The following is a 23,822-nucleotide window of genomic DNA, read 5'->3' as shown; positions in this document are numbered from 1 at the left end:
GCTCCCGACCCTGCCCCCACCTACTCCGGGCGCACTTTCGACGCGAAGGTCTTGCGGAACTTCTCGACCTTCGGCGCGACGACGAACGCGCAGTAGCCCTGCCCCGGATGCTGCGCGAAGTAGTGCTGGTGGTAGTCCTCGGCGCGCGAATAGTCGGCCAGCGGCAGCACCTCGGTGACGATCGGGCTCTTGTACGTACCGCTCGCCACCATCTCGGCGATCACCTCGCGGGCCACGCGCTCGTGCTCCGGCGATTCGAAGTAGATGCCCGAGCGGTACTGCGTGCCGACGTCGTTGCCCTGGCGGTTCAGCGTCGTCGGGTCGTGCACGACGAAGAAGATCTCCAGCACCTCGCGCAGCGTGGTCTGCGCCGGGTCGAAGCTGACCCGCACCACCTCCACCGCGCCGGTGTCGCCGCTGCACACCTGCTCGTAGCTCGGGTTGCGCACCCGGCCGTTGCTGTAGCCGGACTCGACGCCGGTGACGCCCAGCACCCGCTCGTAGACCGCCTCGACGCACCAGAAGCAGCCACCGCCCAGCGTGATGGTTTGGATGGAAGTCGTGTTCATGAGATCTCCTTGGACAGCCCAGATGATTGCGCCCGCGCAGTTTGCAAGGCAAGGCGGCTCAGTCGGGCAGCGGTGTGCGTCCTGACAACGATGGCGGGCCGACCGGACCAAGCGTGAACGATTCACGCCTGTGAGCGCTGACTCGCCGGCACAATCCAGCCGCCACGCTGGCGCCCGCGCCGGTCCCTTGTCTACGTCCCCTCCGGAACCAGCGCATGAACAGCCTGCTGAACCTGCTCGGCATCGAATCCTGGAAGCCCATCCTGAGCGCGCTCGTGCTGCCACCGGTGCCGCTGCTGCTGCTGGTGCTGATCGGCGCCCGGCTGATCCTGCCGCGCCGCGGCCTCGGCTGGCTGGTGATCCTGCTGTCCACGCTCGGGCTGTGGTTCAGCGCCTGCAGCGGCACCGCGCAGTTCCTGAACCAGGTCGCGCTGAAGGTGCCGCCGGCGCTGACCCGCGAGCAGGTTGCCGAACTGAAGGCCGCGGCGCAGGCGAAGCAGCCGATCGCGATCGTCGTGCTCGGTGGCGGGCAGGAGGCGCTGGCGCCCGAATACGGCGTGGCCAACCTCAATTCGTTCTCGCTGGAGCGCCTGCGCTACGGCCTGTGGCTCAGCCGCGAGACCGGCCTGCCGGTCGCCTTCAGCGGCGGTCTCGGCTGGTCGCAGCCCGACGGCCAGCCGGAAGCGCAGACGGCGGCGCGCATCGCGGCCCAGGATTTCGGCCATCCGCTGAAATGGGTCGAGGACCAGTCGAAGGACACCCGCGAGAACGCCGCCCGCAGCGTCGCCTTGCTGAAGCCGGCCGGCATCACCCAGATCGTGCTGGTGACGCACGGCTGGCACATGCCGCGCTCGGTGGCGGTGTTCGAAGACGCGGCGCGCGGCAGCATCAAGATCCAGCCGGCACCGATGGGCCTGGCGGTGCGGGTCGACACCAAGTCGCTCGAATGGGTGCCGACGGCGCGTGGCTTCACGAACGTGCGCAACGCGCTGCACGAGCTGCTGGGCAGCTTGGTGCGGGCCTGACGGTCCCCCAAAAGTCGAAACCCCTCCCGACCTTGCGGTGGGAGGGGCGGGCAACTGACGTTGCCAACTCGGGGCTCCGGAGGAAGTGGGTCCAGGGCTCCTGGTGCGCAGGGACTGCGCCGGTGAGGTTGCCTGCATGCAGGCCCACCAAACTTAGACGACGCTCGGCGGCGATTCAAGGACGCATTCGAGGAATCTGCGTCGAATTGGTAACCGACAGCACCGCGCTTCAGCGCGCCGCCATCACGCCGGCGACGATCTGCGCCACCTTCTGCTCGACCTCGGCATCCATGCGGATGCTGCGCCCCCATTCGCGCGCGGTCTCGCCCGGCCACTTGTTGGTGGCATCCAGCCCCATCTTGCCGCCCAGCCCGCTGACCGGCGACGCGAAATCGAGGTAGTCGATCGGCGTGTTCTCGACCAGCGTCGTGTCGCGCACCGGGTCCATGCGCGTCGTGATCGCCCAGATCACCTCCTGCCAGCTGCGGATGTCGACGTCGTCGTCGGTCACGACGATGAACTTCGTGTACATGAACTGGCGCAGGAAGCTCCAGATGCCGAACATCAGCCGCTTCGCATGGCCGGGGTAGCTCTTGCGGATGCTGACGATCGCCATCCGGTAGCTGCAGCCCTCGGGCGGCAGGTAGAAGTCGACGATCTCCGGAAACTGCTTCTGCAGGATCGGCACGAACACCTCGTTCAGCGCGACGCCCAGCACCGCCGGCTCGTCGGGCGGCTTGCCGGTGTAGGTGGAGTGGTAGATCGGATCGCGCCGGCGCGTCAGCCGGTCGATGCGGAACACCGGGAACCAGTCCTGCTCGTTGTAATAGCCGGTGTGGTCGCCGAACGGCCCTTCGAGTGCATGCAGGTAGCCGCCGACCTCCTTCAGCGCCACGCCGTGCTCGCTGGTGCCGCTGAACCCGGCGGGCACCACCGGGATGTGGCCTTCGAGCACGATCTCGGCGCTGGCCGGGGCCTGCAGCATCCAGCCGGGCTCGCCGACCGCGGTGTCGACCACCTCGGTGCGGCTGCCGCGCAACAGGCCGGCGAACTGGTACTCGGACAGGCTGTCGGGCACCGGCGTGACGGCGCCGAGGATGGTCGCCGGATCGGCGCCGAGCGCCACCGCGATCGGGAACGGCTTGCCCGGGTTGGCGAGCGCGAAGTCGCGGAAGTCGAGCGCCCCGCCGCGGTGGGCCAGCCAGCGCATGATGACCTCGTTGCGGCCGATCACCTGCTGGCGGTAGATGCCCAGGTTCTGGCGGCGGCGGGCCGTCGGCGAAGCCTGCGGGCCGCGCGTGATCACCAGCCCCCACGTGATCAGGGGCCCCGCATCCAGGGGCCAGCAAGTCTGCACCGGCAGCTCGCCGAGATCGACCTCGCTGCCTTGCAGGATCTCCTGCTGGCACGGCGCCGAGCGCACCGCGGACGGCTTCATGTCCCACAGCGCCTTGACCATTTGTAACAAACGGCCGGTGTCTTTCAGCCCCTTCGGCGGCTCCGGCTCCTTCAGGCTGGCCAGCACCCGACCCACGTCGCGCAGCTCGCTCACCTCGGTGGCGCCCATGCCCTGGGCCACCCGACGAGGCGTTCCGAACAGGTTCGTCAAGGCCGAAATTTTGTAACCAGCGGGGCGTTCGAACCACAGTGCCGGACCGCCGGCGCGCAGCACGGAGTCGCTGATCGCTGTCATTTCGAGCCGCGCGGAGACTGGTTCGGCGATGCGTTTGAGCTCACCGGCGCGTTCCAGGCCCGCCATGAAGTCCCTCAGGTCACGGTATTTCATGTCTTTTAGTTATGAAGAGTGGCATCCTTATCCTTGACTGGTTATGAATCAAGTTCCTAGAATTCGCGACACCCTGAGAACTGACCAGGGTAAACCCGCATACCACAGGAGGTGGCTGCGGGGATCACGCTGCCGACGAGCAAGCCGCGGAGCGGTTCCGGAGTCTCCCGGAGTCGATCTGCGGTCGATTATCACCGTCACCTCTCGCACCGCCGAGCCCCGTGCCGCGGCGGTCGAGGCGCAAGACGGACTGAAAAGGAGTGACATGACGACAGCGCTTCAACAATGGATCGCGGGATTTCAGGACGCCCGCGACACCGCCGCTCGATCGAGCGCGGTCTTTCTGCGTGACGTGGGCCACGGTCTGCTGGAGGTGAGCCACAACGGCCTGGCCCTGCTGGGGCTGGTGATCGTCGCGATCGTGCTGTTCGTGGGCGGCCGCGCCGACCTGCGCCATGCCGCCGAGGGCCGCGCGCTCGATTGGCTGCGGGCGCGTCACGACGCCCGGGTCGAAGGCACCGCACTGGCGCTGAACGACCTGGTCGAGCCCGATGCCGTCAGCCGCGCCACCGCGGCCGACCCGCGCGACCTGACCAAGCAGCAGGCGGCCGTCGCGCTGTGGATCTCGCGCCGCTACCGCGTGGCCCCCGAGCCGGTCAGCCGGCTCGTCAAGGAGGCCTGGTCGGTCGGCGCCAAGTCGGGGCTCGACCCGACGCTGATCCTCGCGATCATGGCGATCGAATCCAGCTTCAACCCGTTCGCCCAGAGTTCGGTCGGCGCGCAAGGCCTGATGCAGGTGATGACCCGCGTGCACGACGACAAGTACGAAGCCTTCGGCGGCAACCATGCGGCCTTCGACCCGGTGACGAACCTGCGGGTCGGCGCCCAGGTGCTGAAGGAATGCATCGCGCGTGCCGGCGGTGTCGAGGCCGGGCTGCGCTTCTACGTGGGCGCCGCCAACCTGAACGACGACGGCGGCTATGCCGGCAAGGTGCTGGCCGAGCGCGAGCACCTGCGCATGGTGGCCGATGGCAAGTCGGTGCCGGTGTTCGCGCCGCTGGTGGTGCCGACACCGGTCGCGCTGCCGGGCACGCCGCTGCAGGCCGAGCCGGCTGTCATCGAGCCGACGCCGGTGTCGATGGCCCCCCAGGCTGCTCGGCAGGTGGCCTCGCTGCGCTGAGGCTTCAAGGGCCGCGGTACACTCCGCGGGCTGCGCAACTGGCGATGGGGCACCGGGCGTCACGGTCGACATGAAGGTCGACGTGAAGCCCGCGGGCCTGAGGTGGTGAACCACCGGGAAGCGCAGCCGGTTCCGGGTTTCCGGCACCGGTTCAGCCGTTCGCCTGGGCAGCCCTGTGGCCACGTGAGTCCGCCTCGCGTGATCCGCCCCGGGGTCTTCTGTTGAAGAGGACTGCCAGCCATGTTCGACCGCACCCACTCCACCGTTGCCCAGGTGGACCCCGAACTCTTCGCCGCGATCCAGAGCGAGAACCAGCGCCAGGAAGATCACATCGAGCTGATCGCCTCGGAGAACTACGCCTCGCCGGCCGTGATGGCCGCGCAGGGCAGCCAGCTGACCAACAAGTACGCCGAGGGCTATCCCGGCAAGCGCTACTACGGTGGCTGCGAATACGTCGACATCGTCGAGCAGCTCGCGATCGACCGCGTGAAGCAGCTGTTCGGCGCCCAGCACGCCAACGTGCAAGCCAACTCCGGCTCGCAAGCCAACCAGGCGGTGTTCTTCGGCCTGCTGCAGCCCGGCGACACCATCATGGGCATGAGCCTCGCCGAAGGCGGCCACCTGACGCACGGCATGTCGCTGAACATGAGCGGCAAGTGGTTCAAGGTCGTCAGCTACGGCCTGAACGCCAAGGAAGAGATCGACTACGACGCGATGGAGCGCCTCGCGCACGAGCACAAGCCGAAGCTGATCATCGCCGGCGCGTCGGCCTACAGCCTGCGCATCGACTTCGAGCGCTTCGCGAAGGTGGCCAAGGCCGTCGGCGCGATCTTCATGGTCGACATGGCGCACTACGCCGGCCTGATCGCCGCGGGCGTCTACCCGAACCCGGTGCCGCACGCCGACGTCGTGACCTCGACCACCCACAAGAGCCTGCGCGGCCCGCGCGGCGGCATCATCGTGATGAACGACGAAGCCATCGCGAAGAAGATCAACAGCGCGATCTTCCCCGGCATCCAGGGCGGCCCGCTGATGCACGTGATCGCCGCCAAGGCAGTGGCCTTCAAGGAAGCGCTGGCGCCCGAGTTCAAGGTCTACCAGCAGCAGGTCGCGAAGAACGCGGTCGTGCTGGCCGAAACACTGATCGAGCGCGGCCTGCGCATCGTCAGCGGCCGCACCGAGAGCCACGTGATGCTGGTCGACCTGCGCCCGAAGAACCTGACCGGCAAGGAAGCCGAGGCGCTGCTGGGTCGCGCCCACATGACCTGCAACAAGAACGGCATCCCGAACGACCCGCAGAAGCCGATGGTGACCAGCGGCATCCGCCTGGGCAGCCCGGCCTTCACGACGCGCGGCTTCAAGGAGGAACAGGCCCGGGCCACCGCCCACCTGATCGCCGACGTGCTGGACAAGCCGAACGACGAATCGGTGATCGAGGCGGTGAAGGCCAAGGTGGCCGCGCTGACGCGCGACTTCCCGGTGTATCGCTGATGATGGATCGGCTGATGAACCCCGGCTGCTGAGTCGTGCGCTGCCCCTTCTGCAGTCACGAGGAAACCCAGGTCGTCGAGACGCGCGAGTCCGATGAGGGCGACGTGGTGCGCAGGCGCCGCCGCTGCCAGAGCTGCGACAAGCGCTTCACCACCTACGAGCGTGCCGAGATCGCGCTGCCGTCCGTCGTCAAGAAGGACGGCACGCGCGCCGATTTCGACGCCTCGAAGATCCGCGCGTCGATGACGCTGGCGCTGCGCAAGCGGCCGGTCAGCGTCGAGCAGATCGACGCGGCGATGGAGCGCATCCAGGACAAGCTGCTCAACAGCGGCGCCAAGGAAGTGCCGTCGACGCGCCTCGGCGAACTGGTGATGCGCGAGCTCAAGCGCATCGACAAGGTCGCCTACGTGCGCTTCGCATCGGTCTACCGCAGCTTTGAAGATGTCGACGAATTCAGGCAGCTGATCCGGGATATCTGAACCGGTACACAACACCCCGAACCTCGCAAATCCCCCCGAAACCCCCTCACGTACCGGTACGTCCGAGGGTGGTTTCAGCCCCTTCTCCCCCCATCGGGGGAGTGGCCGATGGCGCGGCACTTCCTAAAGTCCGCGTCCATTCATCAGGGGGATCATCCATGTTCCAGCAAGCCAGGCCGGGATCGACCGGCGGTTTCACGCTCGTCGAGTTGATGGTGTGCGTGGCGCTGTGCGCCGTGCTCGCGCTGATCGCAGTGCCCAGCCTGCAGCGCTGGACCGAGGCGCGGCGGCTCGAAGGGGTGGCGAACGAACTCGCGGCCGACCTGCGGCTCGCGCGCAGCGAAGCCATCGGCCGCAACCAGAACGTGCGCATCGGTTTTCGCGGCGTGACAACACCGTCGAACTGTTACGTCGTCTATGTCGGAGCGATCGATGCGTGCCGCTGCACGCCGCAAGGCCAGGCCGCCTGCGAAGCAGATGGCCACGCGATCCGCAACGTCGCGCTGCCGGTGGAAGACCGGCTGAGCCTGCAGGCCAATGTCCCGACGATGAGCTTCGACGCGCAACACGGCACCAGCACGCCGGCCGCCACGCTGCGGCTGGCGAATGGCTCGGGCCTCGCGATCCAGCATGTGGTGAACCTGCTGGGACGCGTGCGCAGTTGCTCGCCGCTGGGCGCGGTGCCCGGCTACCGCTCCTGCTGAGGACCGACCATGACCCCGAATCACGGCGTGCCGCAGCGCGGCCGCGGCTTCACGCTCGTCGAACTGATGGTGGGCATGGTGATCGGCCTCGCGGTCGTCGTGCTCGCGCTCGGGCTGCTGGGTGTCCAGCTGCACGACACCCGCCGGCAACTGGTCGACCTGCGCCTGACGCATGACCTGCAGACGATCGCCGAGCTGATCGCGCGCGATCTCGCCCGCGCCGGCCACGGCATGCCGGCCGCCGCAGCGGCAGCCAGCTCGCCCGACCCGGTCATCGCGCTGCCCCCGGACGGCAACAGCGTGAGCTTCGACTACGCCGCGACGGCCGGGCCGGAGGCCACCGCCAGCCGCTTCGGCTACCGGCTGCGCCGCGGCGTCATCGAGATGGCCTTTGGCGACGGCAACTGGCAGGCCCTCAGCGATGCCTCGTCGATGCGGGTCACGCGGCTGGAATTCGTGCCCGACAGCCGACGCGTCGACCTGCAGGAGTTCTGCAGCCGGCGCTGCGATGCCGCGTCCGGTGCCAGTGCTTGCCCGTACCAACTGCAGCGCCGCGTGCGCATCCGGCTGCAGGCCCAGGCGATCACCGGCAACGCCGCCGACAGCGGCGCGCCGCGCGAGGCCGAGATCGATGCGCGCGTGCGCAATGACGCCGTGGTGGGCGGGTGCCCGGCATGAGACACCTCCAACGTGGCATCACGGCGCTGGCCGTCGTGCTGGTGGTCGGCGTCGCCCTCGCGCTGACGGCGGCCTACGCATCGCGCGTGGCCTGGCTCGAGCTGCAGGCGTCCGGCAACCGCGTGCGCGCGGCGCAGGCCACCGAAGCGGCGCAATCGGGCCTCGCCTGGGGGCTGGCCCGGCTCAACGACGACCACCCCGTCGACAACGCCTGCCGACCGGTGGCCAACGGCTCGACCTTCCGCGAGCGCTACCAGGGCACGTCAGCGATGCCGTCCTGCGCGCTCGGCGATGGCACCTGGTCGTGCCGATGCCCGCCACCGGGCGCAAGCGTCGAGCCCGGCACCGCAGCCGACACGGCCTATGCGGCCTTCGCGCTGCAGCTGAGCACAGCGGCGTCGGGCGTCGCCACGATCGAGTCGATCGGTTGCAGTGGCGCCCTCACCACCCTCACCACCCTCACCACCCTCACCACCCTCACCGCCTGCACAGTACCGCCGGGGGCGGATGCGCCCACGGGCCTGCGTGTCACACGGGCCTGGACAGAAGTTGCCCGCATTCCCGCGATCGACGTCCGGCCCGCAGCGGCGATCACGGTGCGCGGTACGCTGCAGCTGCGCGACGGGCCGATCGTGATCCACCGTGGCATCGCGAGCGGCGGGCTCACGCTGCACACCGGCGCCCATGTCGACCCGGGCGATGCCAGGCTGGTCGGCCCGCCCGGCGCGCCGCCGCTGTCGACCATCGTCGCCGGCGACGCGGCACTCGCCTCGCTCGACGCGGCGCAGTTCTTCGCGAGTGCCTTCCGGATGAACGTGGCGGCATGGCGGGCGCAACCCGCCGCCCGGCAGCTCGCCTGTGCATCGCCTTGCGACCAGGCACTCGCGCAATCGCTCGCGGCCCCGGGCGCCCCCTCGCTGGTCTGGCTCGACGGCGGCCTGCACCTGGACGGGCCCACCGAACTCGGCTCGCCCGAGCGACCAGTGCTGCTGGTCGTCGACGGCCCGGTGCACCTGCGTGGGGTCGTGCGCATCCACGGGGTGCTGTACCTGCGCGCGGCCGGGTGGCGCGACGACGGCGGTGCCGACATCCACGGCGTGCTGCTGGCCGAAAGCGACCTGCTGCTCAGCGGCCCGACCCGCATCGACCACGACAGCGGCGTCGTCGAGCACCTGCAGGCGTGCTGCGGCACCTACGCCCGCGTGCCCGGCAGCTGGCGGGACTTCTGATGCGCCGTGCCCGCAGGTCGCGGCCCACCGCCCGGGCGCCCGCCGGGGCGGCCCTGCTCGAAGCGCTGGTCGCGCTGCTGATCGTGTCGCTGTTGTCGGCCGCGATGCTGAACCAGCAGCAGGCGCTGCAGCAGGCCCGCACCGCGGCACGGCAGCGGCTCGATGCGCTGCAGCTGGCGCGGCTGGCGTTCGATCGCCTGCGCAGCCCGGCCGCCTCGTCATCGGACAGCACGGCCCCGCCACCGTTCAAGCTCACGCACGACGAGGCCGGCGAAGCGGGCAACGCGGTGGCCGTGCGCGATGTCAGCGTCGCGGTGAACTGGCGCGGCCCTGCCGGCGAGCCGCATCGCCTGCAGCTCGGCACGCGCGAGCCGGGCGCCTCGCCGGTCTACGACGCCGTGCTGAGCCTCGCCCCGCAAGACATCGCGATCGCCAGGCCGCTGGCCCGCGCGACCGGCATTCCGTTCGAATCGGTCGCGATCGCCCCGGGGCAAAGCCTCTGGCAACCCGGCGCGCCGGGCTCGCCGGCATGGGTGCTCAACGACGCCGACGGCACGATCGTCTCGCGCTGCACCGGCACGGCGGGCGCTTGCGACGCCGCCGACGGCAGCGTGCTGAGCGGCCACCTGCGCTTCTCGGCGAGCGCGCCGCCCGATCCGTCGACCGCGGGTGATGCCTTGCTGCCGCTGGACCTCGTGCTCGCGCTCGACGGCACGCCGCCACGCCGCATCGGCTGCGCGACGCAGTCCGTCGTCGCGGCCGATGCGCGCTTCGTGCGCTACGGCTGTGTCGTGCCCGATCCACCGGCGGCAGGGTGGTCCGGCCGGGTCGAGATCCAGCCGCTCGGCTGGCGCATCGGCACGCAGGCCGGCAGCCAGCGCGTGTGCCGCTACAGCGCCGACCTCGACGGCAGCGGCGCGATCGACCGCAACGACGAGCATCCGGCGCACTACACCGCGGTGCAGGGCACGCTGGCCCAGCAGAACTACCTGCTGATCCGCGGCGACCAGCCCTGCCCGGCCCGCAGCGCCACGGGGACGCACAATGACGCCCTGCAGAACACCGTGCAGCACCAGCCCTGATCCGCCCGATGTCTTCTTCCGAGTTTCCAAACGCCCCGGCGTTCACGCCCGCCGACCACGCCGCGATGCGCGAAGCGCTGGCCTTGGCCGGGCAAGCCGTCGGCCTGACCGAGCCGAATCCGCGCGTCGGCTGCGTGATCCTCGACGCGCACGGCCAGGTGATCGGCCGCGGGCACACGCAGCAGGCCGGCGGCCCGCATGCCGAGGTGATGGCGCTGCGCGATGCGGCCGCCCGCGCCCACGCGACCCAGGGCGCGACCGCCTACGTCACGCTGGAACCCTGCTCGCACCACGGCCGCACGCCGCCGTGCTGCGACGCGCTGCTGGCCGCCGGCATCGCGCGTGTCGTCTCGGCCGTCGCCGACTCGAACCCGCTGGTCGCCGGCCAGGGCCTGGCGCGGCTGCGGGCGCACGGCGTGCAGGTCGACGCCGGCCTGCTGGGCGATGCGGCGCGCGAACTCAACATCGGCTTCTTCTCGCGCATGGTGCGCGGGCGGCCGTGGGTGCGCCTGAAGGCCGCGACCTCGCTCGACGGCCACACCGCGCTGGACAACGGCGTCAGCCAGTGGATCACCGGCGAGGCCGCGCGCACCGACGGCCACGCCTGGCGCAAGCGGGCCGGCGCGGTGCTGACCGGTGTCGGCACCGTGCTCGACGACAACCCGCGGCTCGACGTGCGGCTGGTCGACACCGCGAAGCAGCCGCTGCGCGTGGTGATCGATTCGCGGCTCGACATGCCGCCCACCGCGCGCATCCTCGATGCCCCCGGCCAGGTGCTGGTGTATGCAGCGGCCCCCGAGGCGGCCCGCATCGAGACACTCGCGGCCACCGGTGCCGAGGTGATCCTGCGGCCCGGTCCGACGGGCAAGGTCGACCTGCCCGCCGTGCTGGCCGACCTGGCGCAACGCGGCATCAACGAGCTGCACGTCGAGGCCGGCCACAAGTTGAACGGCTCGTTCGTGCGCGAGGGCCTGGTCGACGAGTACCTGCTGTACCTCGCGCCGAAGCTGCTCGGCACCGGCCGCGGCCTGGCCGCCTTCGGCCCGCTGCAGCGGCTGGAAGACGCCGCCGTGCTGCGCTTCCATGCGGTCGACCGCGTCGGCGACGACCTGCGGGTGATCGCCCGGCCGCCGGCACGGGAAATCTTCTGACTGCGAGAATCGCACCCATGTTCACCGGCATCATCAGCGGCCTCGGCCGCATCGACTCCGTCCGCCCGCTCGGCGCCGACGCCTCCCACGGGCTGCAACTGACGCTGCAGGCCCCCGACCACTACCTCGACGACGTGCAGCTCGGCGACAGCATCTCGCTGAACGGCGCCTGCATGACGGTCACCACCTTCGACGCCGCCGCCAGCCGCTTCACGATCGACATCTCGGCCGAGAGCCTGGACAAGACCGCCGGCCTGTCGCAGCCCGGCCCGGTCAACCTCGAGAAGGCGCTGCGGGCGCACGACCGGCTCGGGGGCCACCTGGTCAGCGGCCACGTCGACGGCATCGGCCGCGTGACGCATTTCGCACCGGTCGGCGAATCGTGGGAGCTGCGGGTGCTGGCCTCGGCCCATATCGGCCGCTTCCTCGCCTACAAGGGCTCGGTCGCGGTCAACGGCGTCAGCCTGACGGTGAATCGCGTCGATGACCGCGCCGACGGCTGCGAGTTCAGCATCAACCTGATCCCGCACACGATCGAGAACACGACACTGGGCACGCTGGCCGCCGGGTCGGATGTCAACCTGGAAATCGACCTGATCGCCCGCTACGTCGAACGGATGCTGGGGAAATAGAGCCCCCACGTCGCTTCGCTCCTGCCCCCCGGGGGGGCGCCTCCCCTCGGCCCGGCAAAGCCGGTTCCTGGGGAGTTGCTTGATCCCGCCGCCTACAATCCGCGGATGCCCATTTCGCCTGTTCCCGAACTGATCGCCGAGCTCGCCGCCGGCCGCATGGTCATCCTCGTCGACGAGGAAGACCGCGAAAACGAGGGCGACCTGGTGCTCGCCGCCGACCATGTGACGCCCGAGGCGATCAACTTCATGGCCCGCTTCGGCCGCGGCCTGATCTGCCTGACCCTCCCGCGCGAGCGCTGCGAACGCCTGCAGCTGCCGCCGATGGCCACCCGCAACGGCACCCGCCACGGCACCGCGTTCACCGTCTCGATCGAGGCCGCCACCGGCGTCTCCACCGGCATCTCGGCCGCCGACCGCGCCCGCACCGTGCAGGCGGCCGTCGCACGCGACGCGCAAGCCACCGACCTGGTGCAGCCCGGCCACATCTTCCCGTTGCAGGCGCAAGACGGCGGCGTGCTGATGCGCGCCGGCCACACCGAAGCCGGCTGCGACCTCGCGGCAATGGCCGGCCTGAGCCCCACCTCGGTGATCTGCGAGATCATGAAGGACGACGGCACGATGGCCCGGCTGCCGGACCTGGAGGTCTTCGCGAAGGAACACGGCCTGAAGATCGGCACCATCGCCGACCTGATCGGCTACCGCAGCCGCAATGAAAGCCTGATCGAGCGCATCGGCCGGCGCACGCTGACCACCGCGCAAGGCGAGTTCGACTGCACCGCGTTCCGCGACCGCACCGGCGGCCTGCACCTGGCGCTGAGCCACGGCACGGTCGACACCGCCGATGAAGTGCTGGTGCGCGTGCACGAGCCGCTGTCGGTGATGGACCTGCTCGACACCGGCGCCTGCAGCCACTCGTGGCCGCTGCACAAGGCGCTCGCGACGCTGCAGGCCAGCCAGCGCGGCGTCGCGGTGCTGCTGAACTGCGGCGAAGACGTGCAGTCGCTGCTGTCGCACTGGCAGGAAACGCCCGCGGCCCCGGCGCGCGCCCGCGCGCAGATGGACCTGCGCACCTACGGCATCGGCGCCCAGATCCTGCGCGAGCTGGGCGTCACGAAGATGAAGCTGCTGGGCAGCCCGCGCCGCATGCCGAGCATGACCGGCTACGGCCTCGAGGTCACCGGCTTCGTCGCCCCCGAACACTGAACGCACCGACTGGATTGACATGCAAGCAGCAGACAAGGGCCAGGCGGCCGACCTGGACGGCACCGACCTGCGCATCGGCATCGTGCAGGCCCGTTTCAACGACAAGCTGACGCAGGCGCTGGCCGACGCCTGCATCGGCGAACTGGCGGCGCTGGGCGTCGCCGCCAAGCACATCAAGCACGTGACGGTGCCGGGCGCGCTGGAGGTGCCGCTCGCCCTCAACGCGATGGCCGCGAGCGACCGCTACGACGCGCTGGTCGCGCTCGGCTGCATCGTGCGCGGCGAGACCTACCACTTCGAACTCGTGTCCAACGAGAGCGGCGCCGGCGTCACGCGCGTCGCGCTCGACCACGAGATCCCGATCGCCAACGCCATCCTGACCGTCGAGGACGAGGCGCAAGCCTGGGCCCGCGTCGAAGAGAAAGGCCGTGACGCCGCGCGTGTCGCCGTCGAGATGGCCAACCTGCTGGAAGACCTCTCGTGAGCGATACCGATCCCAAGAACCCCGCCCCGGCCGCATCGTCCTCATCGTCCGCCCCCAAGCCCGCGGGCAAGGGCGGCCCGAAGAGCGGCAAGCCGCAGCCCAAGTCGTCGCGCCGCCGTTCGCGCGAGGCCGCGCTGCAAGGCTTGTACGAGTGGCTGCTGTCCGGCGCCGACGCCGGCGTGGTCGATGCCCACATGCGCGAGCAGGAAGGCTTCGACAAGGCCGACGCGGCGCACTTCGATGCGCTGCTGCACGGCTGCATCACCGAGGCCGCCGACCTCGACGCGGTGCTCTCGCGCCACGTCGACCGCAAGACCACCGAGCTGTCGCCGATCGAGCACGGCGTGCTGATGATCGGCGCCTACGAGCTGAAGCACTGCATCGACATCCCGTACAAGGTCGCGATCAACGAAGCGGTCGAGCTGGCCAAGAGCTTCGGCGGCACCGACGGCCACAAGTACGTGAACGGCGTGCTCGACAAGGCGGCGCTCGACCTGCGCCCGGTCGAGGTGGCGGCGTTCCGGGCCCAGCGGCGCTGACGCATTGATCGCGCGATGAAGCTCGCCAGCCGCCTCGACCACATCGAACCCTTCTACGTGATGGAGTGTGCGAAGGCGGCGATCGAGCTGTCGCGCACCGCCGCCTGCGACCCGGCGCAGGGCGGCCGGCCGATGATCTTCCTGAACATCGGCGAGCCCGATTTCACCGCGCCGCCGCTGGTGCAGCAGGCCGCGCGCGACTGCCTCGAACGCGGCAGCACGCAGTACACGCAGGCCACCGGCCTGCCGGCCTTGCGCGAGCGGCTGAGCCGCTGGTATGCCGAGCGCTTCCAGGTCGACATCGCCCCCGAGCGCATCGTGATCACCGCCGGCGCGTCGGCCGCGCTGCAGCTCGCGTGCCTGGCGCTCGTCGAGCGCGGCGACGAGGTGCTGATGCCCGACCCCAGCTACCCGTGCAACCGCCATTTCGTCGCGGCGGCCGACGGCGTCGCGCGGCTGCTGCCGGCGTCGCCCGAGCACCGCTTCCAGCCCGATGCGGCGACCGTGCAAGCGGCCTGGACGGCGGCCACCCGCGGCGTGCTGCTCGCGTCGCCGTCGAACCCGACCGGCACCTCGATCGCGTTCGACGAGATGGGCCGCATCGTGCAGGCGGTGCGCGAGCGCGGCGGCTTCACGATGGTCGACGAGATCTACCTCGGCCTGAGCTTCGACGATGCGTTCGGCCGCACCGCGCTGGCGCATGGCGACGACGTGATCTCGATCAACAGCTTCTCGAAATACTTCAGCATGACCGGCTGGCGGCTCGGCTGGCTGGTGCTGCCGCCCGAGCTGGTCGCGCCGGTCGAGCGGCTCGCGCAGAACCTCTACATCTGCCCGTCGTCGCTCGCGCAGCAGGCGGCGCTGGCCTGCTTCGAGCCGGCCTCGATCGCCGAATTCGAACGCCGCCGCGGCGAGTTCCGCGCGCGCCGCGACTTCCTGGTGCCGGCGCTCGAAGCGCTGGGCCTGCGCGTGCCGGTGATGCCCGATGGCGCGTTCTACGCCTGGGCCGATTGCTCGGCGCATGCCGACAGCAGCTGGGACTTCTGCTTCCGGCTGATGCGCGAGGCGCAGGTGGCCATCACGCCGGGCCGCGATTTCGGACCGCACGCGGCGGCGCGCTACATCCGGCTGTCGTATGCGAGTTCGATGGCGCATCTCGAAGAAGCGGTGCGGCGTCTGCGGCAATTGCTGTCGGCGTAGCCGGCGGTTTTTGCTGTAGGCGTTGTTGTCACTTTCTCAACGAAGCCATGCACCATCTCGTCGACTTTCGCAAGCGCATGTTACGAATGCACAGAACGCGGGGTTTTTTACTGCCAGGGCCCGATGCGCTTGCACTAAGCTGCGTCCGTGGTGGACAACCGTCCCACGAACCCAACCCGCCTCATGCCCGGCCCTGTTCCTGATCCTTCCTCCGACCTTGCCAACTCGACGCCGGGTGCGCCGAAGTGGGGCGACACCGACCTCGGGCTGCCGGCGCAACCGGCGGCGACCTTCTCCACCAACCCGCCGATGGGTGGGGCCGACCAGATGCCGACCATCGGCCACATCGGCCGGTACGCGCTCAAGTACCGCATCGGCGAAGGCGGCCTCGGCGTGGTCTATGCCGCGCACGACCCGCTGCTGTCGCGGCTGATCGCGATCAAGACCCTGAACCTCGAGATCTCGGCCGAGCAGCGCGATTCGTTCAATGCGCTGTTCCTGAACGAAGCGCGCGCCGCCGGCGGCCTGAGCCACCCGCACATCGTCACGGTGTTCGATGCCGGCGCGAGCGAGCAAGGCGCCTACATCGCGATGGAGCTGCTGAAGGGCCGCGACCTGCGCCAGCTGCGCCTCGAAGGCTGGCGGCCGACGCCGCACCAGGCCGCGCTGATCGTGCGCCGCGTCGCCGATGCGCTGGCCTATGCCCACTCGAAGGGCGTCGTGCACCGCGACATCAAGCCGGCCAACATCTTCATGGTCGGGCGCACGCAACCGCGCGTGCTCGACTTCGGCATCGCCCGCATCGCGCACCAGCACGATTCGAACGGCGAAGACATCGTCGGCGGCTCGCCCTACTACATGTCGCCCGAGCAGGTGCGCCAGCAGCCGGTCGACCGGCGCTGCGACGTGTTCTCGCTCGGTGTCGTGCTCTACGAACTGCTGGCCGACGTGCGGCCGTTCCGCGGCAGCTCGCTGGCCGAGATCACCCGTGCCGTCGCCGAGTACAACCCGCCGACCGTGCACCAGGTGAACAGCAGCATCCCGAAGGCCTTGTCCGAGATCGCCGCGCGGGCGATGGAGAAGAACCCCGACGACCGCTACCGCTCGGCCCGCGCGCTGTCGCGCGAGCTGCGCCATTGGCTCGAAGAGCATCCGCAGGACGGCGATGGTGGCGACGAGTCCGCCGAGCACCCCGCCGGACGCCACCGGCTGGCCTGGGGCCTGGTGGCCGCGGCCGGCGTCGGCATCGCGGCCGCCGCGTGGTGGACGCTGATGTCGCCACGCTCGAGCGAGCTCACGGCCTCATCCGCCGCGCCCGCCTCGGCGGTGGTCGTGGCGGCGGCACCGGTACCGGCCCCTGCCCCCGAACCCGTGGCCGCCTCGCAACCCGCCGCTGCGGCGAGCGCCGCCGCTCCGGCGGCCTCCGAGGTGGCGGCGACCCCGTCGGCCGGCGCATCGGCACCGCTGACGGTCGCCGCGGCCGGCCTGCCGGTGGCCGCGGCCGCCGCGCCCGACCCGGTGCTGGCCGCGGCATCGGGCGCCTACACCACGCGCAAGCCGCTGCCGCCGAAGGAAACGCTGAAGGAGCGCCGCGCCCGCGAGGCCCGCGAACGCGCTGCCGCGGCCGCGCCGGCCGTCGCCGCCACCGGCGTCGTGCGGCTCGCGATCAGCCCGTGGGGGCAGGTCGAGGTCGACGGCAAGTCGGTCGGCACCGCGCCGCCGCTGAACGAGCTGACGCTGGCCGAGGGCCGCCATGTGGTGACCATTCGCAACGACGACTTTCCGCCTTACAGTTCGACGGTCAATGTCGTGCCGGGCCAGCCGGTCAACCTCAAATACCGATTCGGATCATGAGACTGCTTCCTGCCGCGATGCTGGTTTCCGCCCTGGCTGCTGCCGTGCTGGCCGCCGGCTGCGCGCAGACCCCGCCCCCGCCCGTCGGCCTGCTCGACGTGACCTCGCGGCCCGCTGAGCGGGCCTTGCAGGGCGGCATCCGCGCCTATGAAGACGGCCAGTACCCCGAGGCCGAGAAGCAGCTGAACCTTGCGCTGACCACCGGCCTGGTGTCGCCGCGCGACCGCGCCGCCGCCCACAAGCACCTCGCGTTCATCTACTGCACCAGCAGCCGCACCAGCGACTGCGAGGCGGCCTTCCGCGCCGCGCGCCAGGCCGACCCGGCCTTCGCGCTGAACAAGTCGGAACAAGGTCACCCCGCCTGGGGACCGGTCTACAAGCGCGTGCAGCCATAATTGGCGCCGCACCGCGCGGGTTTCCGCGCGGGCGGCCCCTGCGGCTTGCTGTTCGCGCCCCATGACGTCCAACGAAGCTCCCGCCTTCATCCACCCGCTGCGCATCTACTGGGAAGACACCGACGCCGGCGGCGTGGTGTTCTACGCCAACTACCTGAAGTTCTTCGAGCGCGCCCGCACCGAATGGCTGCGCACGCTCGGCTTCCACCAGGAGCGCATGCGCACCGAAGGCGGCGCGATGTTCGTCGTCACCGACACCCGCGTGCGCTACCTGAGCCCGGCCCGGCTCGACGACCTGCTCGAGGTCAGCGTGCGTGTGGTCGAATCGGGGCGTGCCAGCCTGCGGCTCGCGCAGCAGGCCCGCCGCGGCGCGCAGACGCTGGCCGAGGGCGAGATCCGCATCGGTTGCGTGCACACCGGAACCTTCAAGCCACGCCGCATTCCCAACGACATCCTCGACGCCATCGCATGAACCAAGACTTCTCCATCATCAGCCTCGTCCTGCATGCCAGCTTCGTGGTCCAGCTCGTGATGGCCGGGCTGATGCTCGTGTCGCTCGGCAGCTGGACGGTGATCTTCGGCAAGCTGTTCGGCCTGCGCCGCGTGCGCACGATGAACGAGGACTTCGAGCGCGAGTTCTGGGCCGGCAAGAACCTGAACGACCTGTTCAACGCAGCGTCGCAGAAGGCGCACAGCGCGCCGCTGGAGCGCATCTTCGCGTCGGGCATGCGCGAGTTCATGAAGCTGCGCGAGCGCCGCGTGATCGACGGCGGCGCGCTGCTCGACGGTTCGCGGCGCGCGATGCGCGCCAGCTTCCAGCGCGAGCTCGACGCGGTCGAATCGAACCTGTCGTTCCTCGCGTCGGTCGGCTCGGTGTCGCCGTACGTCGGGCTGTTCGGCACGGTGTGGGGGATCATGCATGCCTTCGTCGGGCTGTCGAACCTGCAGCAGGTGACGCTCGCGACCGTCGCCCCCGGCATCGCCGAGGCGCTGGTCGCCACCGCGATCGGCCTGTTCGCCGCGATCCCGGCGGTGATCGCCTACAACCGCTTCGCGCGCGACATCGACCGCATCGCGATCCAGCTGGAGACCTTCATCGAGGAGTTCTCCAACATCCTGCAGCGCAACGCGACGCAGCCGCTGCCCGCGGGCCCGGCCGGCGCAGGAGCCTCGGCCGGCCCGGCCGGGGTGCGCTGAGATGCCCGCCGTCGCCGGCCGCGGCTCGCGCCGCCGCACGATCTCCGAGATGAACATGGTGCCGTTCATCGACGTGATGCTGGTGCTGCTGATCATCTTCATGGTCAGCGCGCCGCTGATCACCACCGGCGTCGTCGACCTGCCGACCGTCGGCAAGAGCAAGCAGCAGCCCGAGCACGTGATCGAGGTCGTCGTCGGCAAGGACGAGAGCCTGAAGCTGCGCGTCGACGGCAAGGAGCCGTCGCCGCTGAAGCTCACCGCGCTGGCCGCCACCGTCAAGGAGGCGCAGGGCGGCAACGCGCAATCGCCGGTCGTGATCTCGGCCGACCGGCAGGTCAAGTACGAGGCGGTGGTGCGCGTGATGGACACGCTGCAGCGCGCCGGCGTGCTGCGCGTCGGGCTGTCGGTCAAGAACACCGGAATCTGACCCATTGACCGCTCCTGACGCTGCGATGAGCACCGCCACCCTCCTGAAGTTCCGCGAGCACGACGCGCTGCGGCCTGATAACTCCGACAGCGTCGGTGCCGGCTTCGCGTTCGCGGCCGGCGCGCACGTGCTGCTGGTCACCGCGCTGGCCTTCGGCGTGAACTGGCAGTCGAGCGAACCCGTGGCGGTCGCGGCGGAGCTGTGGGCCGCCGTGCCACAGGTGGCTGCGCCGAAGGCTGTCGAGCCGCCGCCCGCGCCACCACCGCCGGCACCGAAGCCCGCGCCCGAGCCGAAGGTCGAGACGCCTCCGCCACCGCCCCGCCCTGCCCCCGATCCGCAGATCGCGATCGAGAAGGAGAAGACCAAGCAGAAGGAGCTGAAGGCCCAGCAGGACAAGGAAGTCGAAGAGAAGAAGGCGCAAGAAGCCAAGCGGCTCGCGGATGCCAAGGCCGAGGCTGACCGCAAGAAGAAAGACCTCGAGCGGCAGGCGGCGCAGACCGAAGAGCAGCGCAAGAAGCAGCTGGATCGCATCCTCGGCCAGGCCGGCGCCACCGGCGCGGCGACCAGCACCGGCAACGCCGCGCGCGACGCGGCGCCGTCGGCGAACTACGGCGGCAAAATTTTCCGCGCGATACTGCCCAACATCACGCTGATCGCTCCCATAGAAGGCAATCCGCGCGTCGAAGTCGAGATTCGCACCACCCCTGAAGGCACCATCGTCAGCCGAGTCGTCACGAAGAGCAGTGGAATCAAGGAGTGGGACGAGACCGTGCTGCGCGCGATCGACAAGACCGCCAAGCTGCCGCCTGATGAGAACGGTCGCGTACCGTCACCGCTGGTCGTCGGCTTCCGGCCGAACGACATGTGAGGCAGGCAGCCCCGGGCGCGCCCCTGCGCCGCGCTCGCGCCGCCGCAGCAGCCAAGCCACGAAGCGTCCCTCGAACGACCACGCGCCCCAGCTGACGAGCGCGTCGCCATCGCCGCAGTCGACCCAGCGCAGCGCCGGGCCGGTGGTCTTCGCGGTGACCAGCGCACCACCGGCCACGAAGCGGCGCAGGTTGGTCGCGAGCGCCGCGGGATCTTCATCGCCGCGGAACACCTCGGGGTGCGACGCGCTCTGCAGCGTGGGGCCGACCACCACGGTGCCGTCTTCGGGATCGCGCTGCAGCCCGCTGCCTTCGACCCACGACGGCGGGCGGCCGGGCAGGGCCAGCAGCGGCGCATCGCAGACCAGCCGCATGCCGTCGCCGACCATCACCTGCCGTGCACCGACGGCGACGCACTCTTCCTCGAACAAGGTGACGTTGCGGCGCTTCAGGATGCGGTGCATGCGGCCTTGCGCCGACGACGGAAAGTCGGGCAGCGGCGGGCCACCGTGCGTGACCAGCGCGACGCGGGCGCGCTTGCCGAGGCGCCGTTGCACCGCGAGCGACAGCTCGACACCGGCGATGCCCGAGCCGATGACGACCACGCTCAGCGTGCGCTGCTGCGCGAGCGCGAGCAGCGCATCCCACAGGCGCACGAACTGCTCGGTGGGCTGCATGAAGAGGGCATGTTCGCGGGTGCCGGAGATCGCGTCGCGGTCCATCGCCGGCGCGGGGTCCAGGCTCAGCGCGTCGTAGTCGATGACCTGGCCGCCGACCAAGGTCACCCGCCGGCCGGCGGCGTCGAGCGACTCCACCTCGCCTTCCACCAGCGTCACCCGCGCCTGCTGCGCGAGCGGCAGCAGCGGCGTGACGCTGTCATCGAGGCTGCGCCGGCCGGCGATCCAACTGGGCAGCGCCGCCTGCGACATCGGGCGCAGCGACGGCGCCACCAGCGTGACCTGCGCGGCGGGCAGCGCCTGCGCCGCGAACTCGCGCAGCACCTGGAGGTGGGCAGGTCCGGCGCCCAGCAGAACGAGATGCTTCATCGAGGGGAGGTGGGCAAGCAATGCGGGTGCAATCCCGCATTGTGCCCCGGGCGCCGGCCTCGGCCGTCAGCGCACCGCCAGGCCTGGACGAATGCCCCAGCGGGCGCTGATCAGCCGGTCGAGCGACAGCAGGCCCGGGCCCCACAGCGCCAGCCCGATCAGCAGGCTGCCCCAGAACTGGTGCTGCTGCAGCGCGGCCGGTGCGATCTCGGCCAGGCTCAGCACCGCGACCACGTTCATCACCGACAGCCCGAGCGCCGCGAAGCGTCCGGCCAGCCCGAGCGCCAGCAGCACCGGCAGCACCAGCTCGCCGCCGGTGCCCATCACGGCCGCCAGCTCGGGCGGCAGCAAGGGCACGTGGTACTCGTCGTTGAAGAGCGCGAGCGTGGTGTCCCAGTCGCGGATCTTCGTCAGGCCGGACAGGAAGAAGGCGTGCGCAACGTAGAGCCGCGCCGCCAGCTGCGCGACCGGCTGCAGCGATTCGAGCACCGCGACGAAGCGGCGCCACAGGGTCAGCAAGGGGGTGAGGCTCATGGTGGTTTCTTTCGATTCGATGGGGCTTGGTCGGCGGGCAGCGGCATTTCTTTCGCCGCCCGCGCGCCAGCCAGCCAGCCGTGCTGCACGGCCTGCAACAACCAGGGTTCGAAAGCGAAGCTCTCGCCGGCGCGGTCCAATGCCTCCGACAGCGGCCTGCCCTCCAGCAAGGCCCGCGTCCAGCGCGCGTCGGCCTCGCCGATCGGCCGCACCTGCGCACGCCAGCCATCGCGCCACACCAGCGCATGTTCGCCACGACCGGCGGCAAGCGCTTCACGAGCGGCATCGAGGTGGCGGGCCGCCTCGTCGCCCAGGCGATGCGCCAGCCACAGGCTCGCCGCAGGCCAGGCACTGGAGAGCAGGCCGACCGCCGGCACCAGCGTCAGCGTGAGTTCAGCGGGATCGGCCTGCGCCAGCAGCGCGAGGCTCGCGGTGTCGCATCCGATGTCGGCCGACTGCTCGCAGCGCGCGACCAGCGCATCGAGCCGCGCACTGTCGGCCACGTAGGGCACATCGGCCAGCTGGTCGCTCGCGGCGATGAAGCCGGGCAAGGCCTCGCCGAACTCGGCCAGGTCACCGCGCTGCGGCGGCTGCGCCTGCCAGAACGCGCGCGCCAGCGCGGCGAACGATTCCTCGCCCAGCATCGCCTGCACGGTCGGATAACGCGTTGCCAGCGCGCGCTCGGCCGAGGCGCCGCCGTTCGCCTGGTACGCCTGCCAGCCGCGCAGCAGCCTGGCCCCCTGCTCGCTGACTGCGCCGGCCAGCGACGCGCCGTCGTCGCGCGCCCACAGGCTGCGCAGCAAGGCCTGCTGGCGGTCGAGCTCGTTCATCGGGCGCCGGCCTCGGCGATCACGCGGCCGGCGTGCGCCGCTTCGTCGAGCAGCACGGCCAGCGGTGGCAGCTCGGTGTCCCATTCGACCAGCGTCGGCCTCGGCCCCAGCCTGCTGATCGCGTGCGCGAACACCTGCCACACCGGCGCATGCACGCGGCTGCCGTGGTCGTCGATCACGATGTCCGGCAGTTCGAGGTAGCCGGCCAGGTGGATCTCGCCGACGCTCGCCGCATCGATCGCGTCGATCCAGTCGCAGGCTTCGCGCGCCGCGTCGGCGGGACGGTCTCTCGCCTGATTCAAGCCATTGACGACCAGGTTGTTGACGTCCAGCAGCAGCCCGCAGCCGGTGCGGCGCGTCAGCTGGTTGAAGAATTCGGGCTCGCTCATCTCCTGGTCGGTCCAGGCCAGGTAGGCCGACAGGTTCTCGACCAGGAGGGTCCGGCGCAGGCGCTCCTGCACCTGGGTCACGTTGCGCACCATCACGTCGAGCGCCTCCCGGGTGAACGCGAGCGGCAGCAGGTCGTTGGCGTGCAGCGTGGCGGAACCCGCCAGGCCGCTGGGGGCGCGGGCGAAGCTCGCATGGTCGGAGACGCGCACCGGCTCGATGCGCTCGGCCAGCCGGGCCAGCCGATCGAGGTGCCACGGGTCGAGCCCGCAGGCCGAGCCGAGCGACAGCCCGACGCCGTGCAGGCTCACGTCCCACCGCGAGCGCGCCGCGTGCAGCACCGCCATCGCGGCGCCGCCATCGGCGAAGAAATTCTCGGAATGCACCTCGACGAAACCGAGCGCCGGAGCCGCCTCGGGGCGGTCCAGCAGCTCGGCGTAGTGAGGCTGGCGCAGGCCGATGCCGACCCAGCGGTCGGCGGCCGGCCGCGCGGCGGCGCTCACCGCGGGCTCACTTCTTCTTGGCTTCTTCGGCGGTCTTGCCGCCCAGGCTCGCACAGGTGCCCTTGGCGACGTACTTCCATTCGTCGGCGCCCTTGTCGACCTTCGACTGGCCGGCGCACGAGTGCGAGCCCGAGGCGTTGGCGCAATCGTTCTGGCCGGCCGTGGCGATGCCGAAGCACTTTTCCTTGGCCTTCTCGTCGGCGGCGTTGGCGTGGCCCAACAGGCCCAGGGCCAGCACGGAAGCGAGGGCGGACGAGGCGATCAGACGGTTGTTCATCGGGTTCTCCTGTGGATGAAAGTTGAAAAGACCCGCCTGAGTCGAACTCGGGCGGGTCGTCTTACATCAGGTCC

Annotated in this window: 27 protein-coding genes and 1 riboswitch; of the genes, 20 read left to right on the top strand and 7 right to left on the bottom strand. The window is 70.4% G+C overall.

What is annotated here, in order from left to right; genetic code table 11:
- Positions 1 to 20: 20 nt before the first annotated feature.
- Positions 21 to 569 (bottom strand): peptide-methionine (S)-S-oxide reductase MsrA, encoded by a 549-nt coding sequence (msrA, locus tag BUE42_RS12935; protein WP_073465510.1) that lies wholly within the window; start codon positions 567 to 569, stop codon positions 21 to 23.
- Between the two features lie 215 nt (positions 570 to 784).
- Here msrA and BUE42_RS12930 point away from each other — a divergent pair, with 215 nt between their 5' ends.
- Positions 785 to 1,594 (top strand): YdcF family protein, encoded by an 810-nt coding sequence (locus BUE42_RS12930; protein WP_073465509.1) that lies wholly within the window; start codon positions 785 to 787, stop codon positions 1,592 to 1,594.
- Between the two features lie 229 nt (positions 1,595 to 1,823).
- Here BUE42_RS12930 and BUE42_RS12925 read toward each other — a convergent pair whose 3' ends face one another.
- Positions 1,824 to 3,380 (bottom strand): UbiD family decarboxylase, encoded by a 1,557-nt coding sequence (locus BUE42_RS12925; protein ID WP_073465508.1) that lies wholly within the window; start codon positions 3,378 to 3,380, stop codon positions 1,824 to 1,826.
- A gap of 265 nt (positions 3,381 to 3,645) precedes the next feature.
- Here BUE42_RS12925 and BUE42_RS12920 point away from each other — a divergent pair, with 265 nt between their 5' ends.
- The 19 genes from BUE42_RS12920 (at position 3,646) to tolA (ending at position 20,173) form a co-directional block, all read left to right on the top strand.
- Complete coding sequence (locus BUE42_RS12920; RefSeq protein ID WP_083614100.1) at positions 3,646 to 4,560, top strand: lytic transglycosylase domain-containing protein; 915 nt, start codon at positions 3,646 to 3,648, stop codon at positions 4,558 to 4,560.
- A 24-nt stretch (positions 4,561 to 4,584) separates the two neighbouring features.
- Positions 4,585 to 4,736: riboswitch (ZMP/ZTP riboswitch) on the top strand.
- A gap of 64 nt (positions 4,737 to 4,800) precedes the next feature.
- Positions 4,801 to 6,051: a serine hydroxymethyltransferase gene (gene glyA, locus BUE42_RS12915; RefSeq protein WP_073465507.1), complete on the top strand. Its 1,251-nt coding sequence runs from the start codon at positions 4,801 to 4,803 to the stop codon at positions 6,049 to 6,051.
- Positions 6,052 to 6,086: 35 nt separating this feature from the next.
- Entirely contained in the window at positions 6,087 to 6,530 is a 444-nt protein-coding gene (nrdR, locus tag BUE42_RS12910) for a transcriptional regulator NrdR (RefSeq protein WP_047590070.1), read from the top strand.
- Between the two features lie 158 nt (positions 6,531 to 6,688).
- Complete coding sequence (locus tag BUE42_RS12905; RefSeq protein ID WP_073465506.1) at positions 6,689 to 7,234, top strand: GspH/FimT family pseudopilin; 546 nt, start codon at positions 6,689 to 6,691, stop codon at positions 7,232 to 7,234.
- 9 nt (positions 7,235 to 7,243) lie between these two features.
- A complete protein-coding gene (locus BUE42_RS12900; RefSeq protein ID WP_143171470.1) occupies positions 7,244 to 7,912 on the top strand; it encodes a PulJ/GspJ family protein in 669 nt (222 codons plus the stop codon).
- On the top strand, positions 7,909 to 9,141 hold the full coding sequence (locus tag BUE42_RS12895) for a hypothetical protein (RefSeq protein ID WP_143171469.1): 1,233 nt from the start codon (positions 7,909 to 7,911) through the stop codon (positions 9,139 to 9,141). The genes BUE42_RS12900 and BUE42_RS12895 overlap by 4 nt, the downstream gene beginning before the upstream one ends.
- Positions 9,141 to 10,223 (top strand): hypothetical protein, encoded by a 1,083-nt coding sequence (locus tag BUE42_RS12890; RefSeq protein ID WP_143171468.1) that lies wholly within the window; start codon positions 9,141 to 9,143, stop codon positions 10,221 to 10,223. Before BUE42_RS12895 ends, BUE42_RS12890 begins: the two co-directional genes overlap by 1 nt.
- A gap of 8 nt (positions 10,224 to 10,231) precedes the next feature.
- Positions 10,232 to 11,374 carry a bifunctional diaminohydroxyphosphoribosylaminopyrimidine deaminase/5-amino-6-(5-phosphoribosylamino)uracil reductase RibD gene (ribD, locus tag BUE42_RS12885; protein WP_073465502.1) on the top strand — a complete coding sequence of 381 codons (1,143 nt, stop codon included), beginning with the start codon at positions 10,232 to 10,234 and terminating at the stop codon, positions 11,372 to 11,374.
- A 17-nt stretch (positions 11,375 to 11,391) separates the two neighbouring features.
- On the top strand, positions 11,392 to 12,006 hold the full coding sequence (locus BUE42_RS12880) for a riboflavin synthase (RefSeq protein ID WP_073465501.1): 615 nt from the start codon (positions 11,392 to 11,394) through the stop codon (positions 12,004 to 12,006).
- Between the two features lie 105 nt (positions 12,007 to 12,111).
- Positions 12,112 to 13,209: a bifunctional 3,4-dihydroxy-2-butanone-4-phosphate synthase/GTP cyclohydrolase II gene (gene ribBA / locus BUE42_RS12875; protein WP_073465500.1), complete on the top strand. Its 1,098-nt coding sequence runs from the start codon at positions 12,112 to 12,114 to the stop codon at positions 13,207 to 13,209.
- 19 nt (positions 13,210 to 13,228) lie between these two features.
- Entirely contained in the window at positions 13,229 to 13,693 is a 465-nt protein-coding gene (ribH, locus tag BUE42_RS12870) for a 6,7-dimethyl-8-ribityllumazine synthase (RefSeq protein ID WP_073465499.1), read from the top strand.
- Positions 13,690 to 14,232 carry a transcription antitermination factor NusB gene (nusB, locus tag BUE42_RS12865; protein WP_073465498.1) on the top strand — a complete coding sequence of 181 codons (543 nt, stop codon included), beginning with the start codon at positions 13,690 to 13,692 and terminating at the stop codon, positions 14,230 to 14,232. Before ribH ends, nusB begins: the two co-directional genes overlap by 4 nt.
- A gap of 15 nt (positions 14,233 to 14,247) precedes the next feature.
- Entirely contained in the window at positions 14,248 to 15,432 is a 1,185-nt protein-coding gene (locus tag BUE42_RS12860) for a pyridoxal phosphate-dependent aminotransferase (protein WP_073465497.1), read from the top strand.
- 183 nt (positions 15,433 to 15,615) lie between these two features.
- Complete coding sequence (locus BUE42_RS12855; protein ID WP_235002306.1) at positions 15,616 to 17,286, top strand: serine/threonine-protein kinase; 1,671 nt, start codon at positions 15,616 to 15,618, stop codon at positions 17,284 to 17,286.
- A gap of 17 nt (positions 17,287 to 17,303) precedes the next feature.
- The gene (locus tag BUE42_RS12850; protein ID WP_235002305.1) at positions 17,304 to 17,681 is read left to right on the top strand and encodes a TssQ family T6SS-associated lipoprotein; all 378 of its coding nucleotides are present in this window, start codon (positions 17,304 to 17,306) and stop codon (positions 17,679 to 17,681) included.
- A 61-nt stretch (positions 17,682 to 17,742) separates the two neighbouring features.
- Positions 17,743 to 18,153: a tol-pal system-associated acyl-CoA thioesterase gene (ybgC, locus tag BUE42_RS12845; protein ID WP_073465494.1), complete on the top strand. Its 411-nt coding sequence runs from the start codon at positions 17,743 to 17,745 to the stop codon at positions 18,151 to 18,153.
- Positions 18,150 to 18,878, top strand: coding sequence for a protein TolQ (tolQ, locus tag BUE42_RS12840; RefSeq protein WP_073465493.1), 729 nt, complete (start codon positions 18,150 to 18,152; stop codon positions 18,876 to 18,878). The genes ybgC and tolQ overlap by 4 nt, the downstream gene beginning before the upstream one ends.
- Before the next feature lies 1 nt (position 18,879).
- Positions 18,880 to 19,305, top strand: coding sequence for a protein TolR (gene tolR / locus BUE42_RS12835; RefSeq protein ID WP_073465492.1), 426 nt, complete (start codon positions 18,880 to 18,882; stop codon positions 19,303 to 19,305).
- A 25-nt stretch (positions 19,306 to 19,330) separates the two neighbouring features.
- Complete coding sequence (gene tolA / locus BUE42_RS12830; RefSeq protein WP_073465491.1) at positions 19,331 to 20,173, top strand: cell envelope integrity protein TolA; 843 nt, start codon at positions 19,331 to 19,333, stop codon at positions 20,171 to 20,173.
- Here tolA and BUE42_RS12825 read toward each other — a convergent pair.
- The 5 genes from BUE42_RS12825 to BUE42_RS12805 form a co-directional block, all read right to left on the bottom strand.
- Positions 20,135 to 21,217 carry an NAD(P)/FAD-dependent oxidoreductase gene (locus BUE42_RS12825; protein ID WP_073465490.1) on the bottom strand — a complete coding sequence of 361 codons (1,083 nt, stop codon included), beginning with the start codon at positions 21,215 to 21,217 and terminating at the stop codon, positions 20,135 to 20,137. The genes tolA and BUE42_RS12825 overlap by 39 nt on opposite strands.
- Before the next feature lie 66 nt (positions 21,218 to 21,283).
- A complete protein-coding gene (locus tag BUE42_RS12820; protein WP_073465489.1) occupies positions 21,284 to 21,751 on the bottom strand; it encodes a DoxX family protein in 468 nt (155 codons plus the stop codon).
- Entirely contained in the window at positions 21,748 to 22,581 is an 834-nt protein-coding gene (locus BUE42_RS12815) for an HvfC/BufC N-terminal domain-containing protein (protein ID WP_073465488.1), read from the bottom strand. Before BUE42_RS12815 ends, BUE42_RS12820 begins: the two co-directional genes overlap by 4 nt.
- Positions 22,578 to 23,471, bottom strand: a complete 894-nt coding sequence (locus BUE42_RS12810; protein ID WP_073465487.1) for an MbnB/TglH/ChrH family RiPP precursor modification enzyme — start codon at positions 23,469 to 23,471, stop codon at positions 22,578 to 22,580. Before BUE42_RS12810 ends, BUE42_RS12815 begins: the two co-directional genes overlap by 4 nt.
- A gap of 7 nt (positions 23,472 to 23,478) precedes the next feature.
- Positions 23,479 to 23,748, bottom strand: coding sequence for a BufA1 family periplasmic bufferin-type metallophore (locus BUE42_RS12805; RefSeq protein WP_073465486.1), 270 nt, complete (start codon positions 23,746 to 23,748; stop codon positions 23,479 to 23,481).
- Positions 23,749 to 23,822 lie beyond the last annotated feature (74 nt).

It is taken from the genome of Rhizobacter sp. OV335 (assembly GCF_900142965.1).
GTDB lineage: Bacteria > Pseudomonadota > Gammaproteobacteria > Burkholderiales > Burkholderiaceae_C > Rhizobacter.
This window is presented reverse-complemented; position numbering and strand designations above follow the sequence as displayed.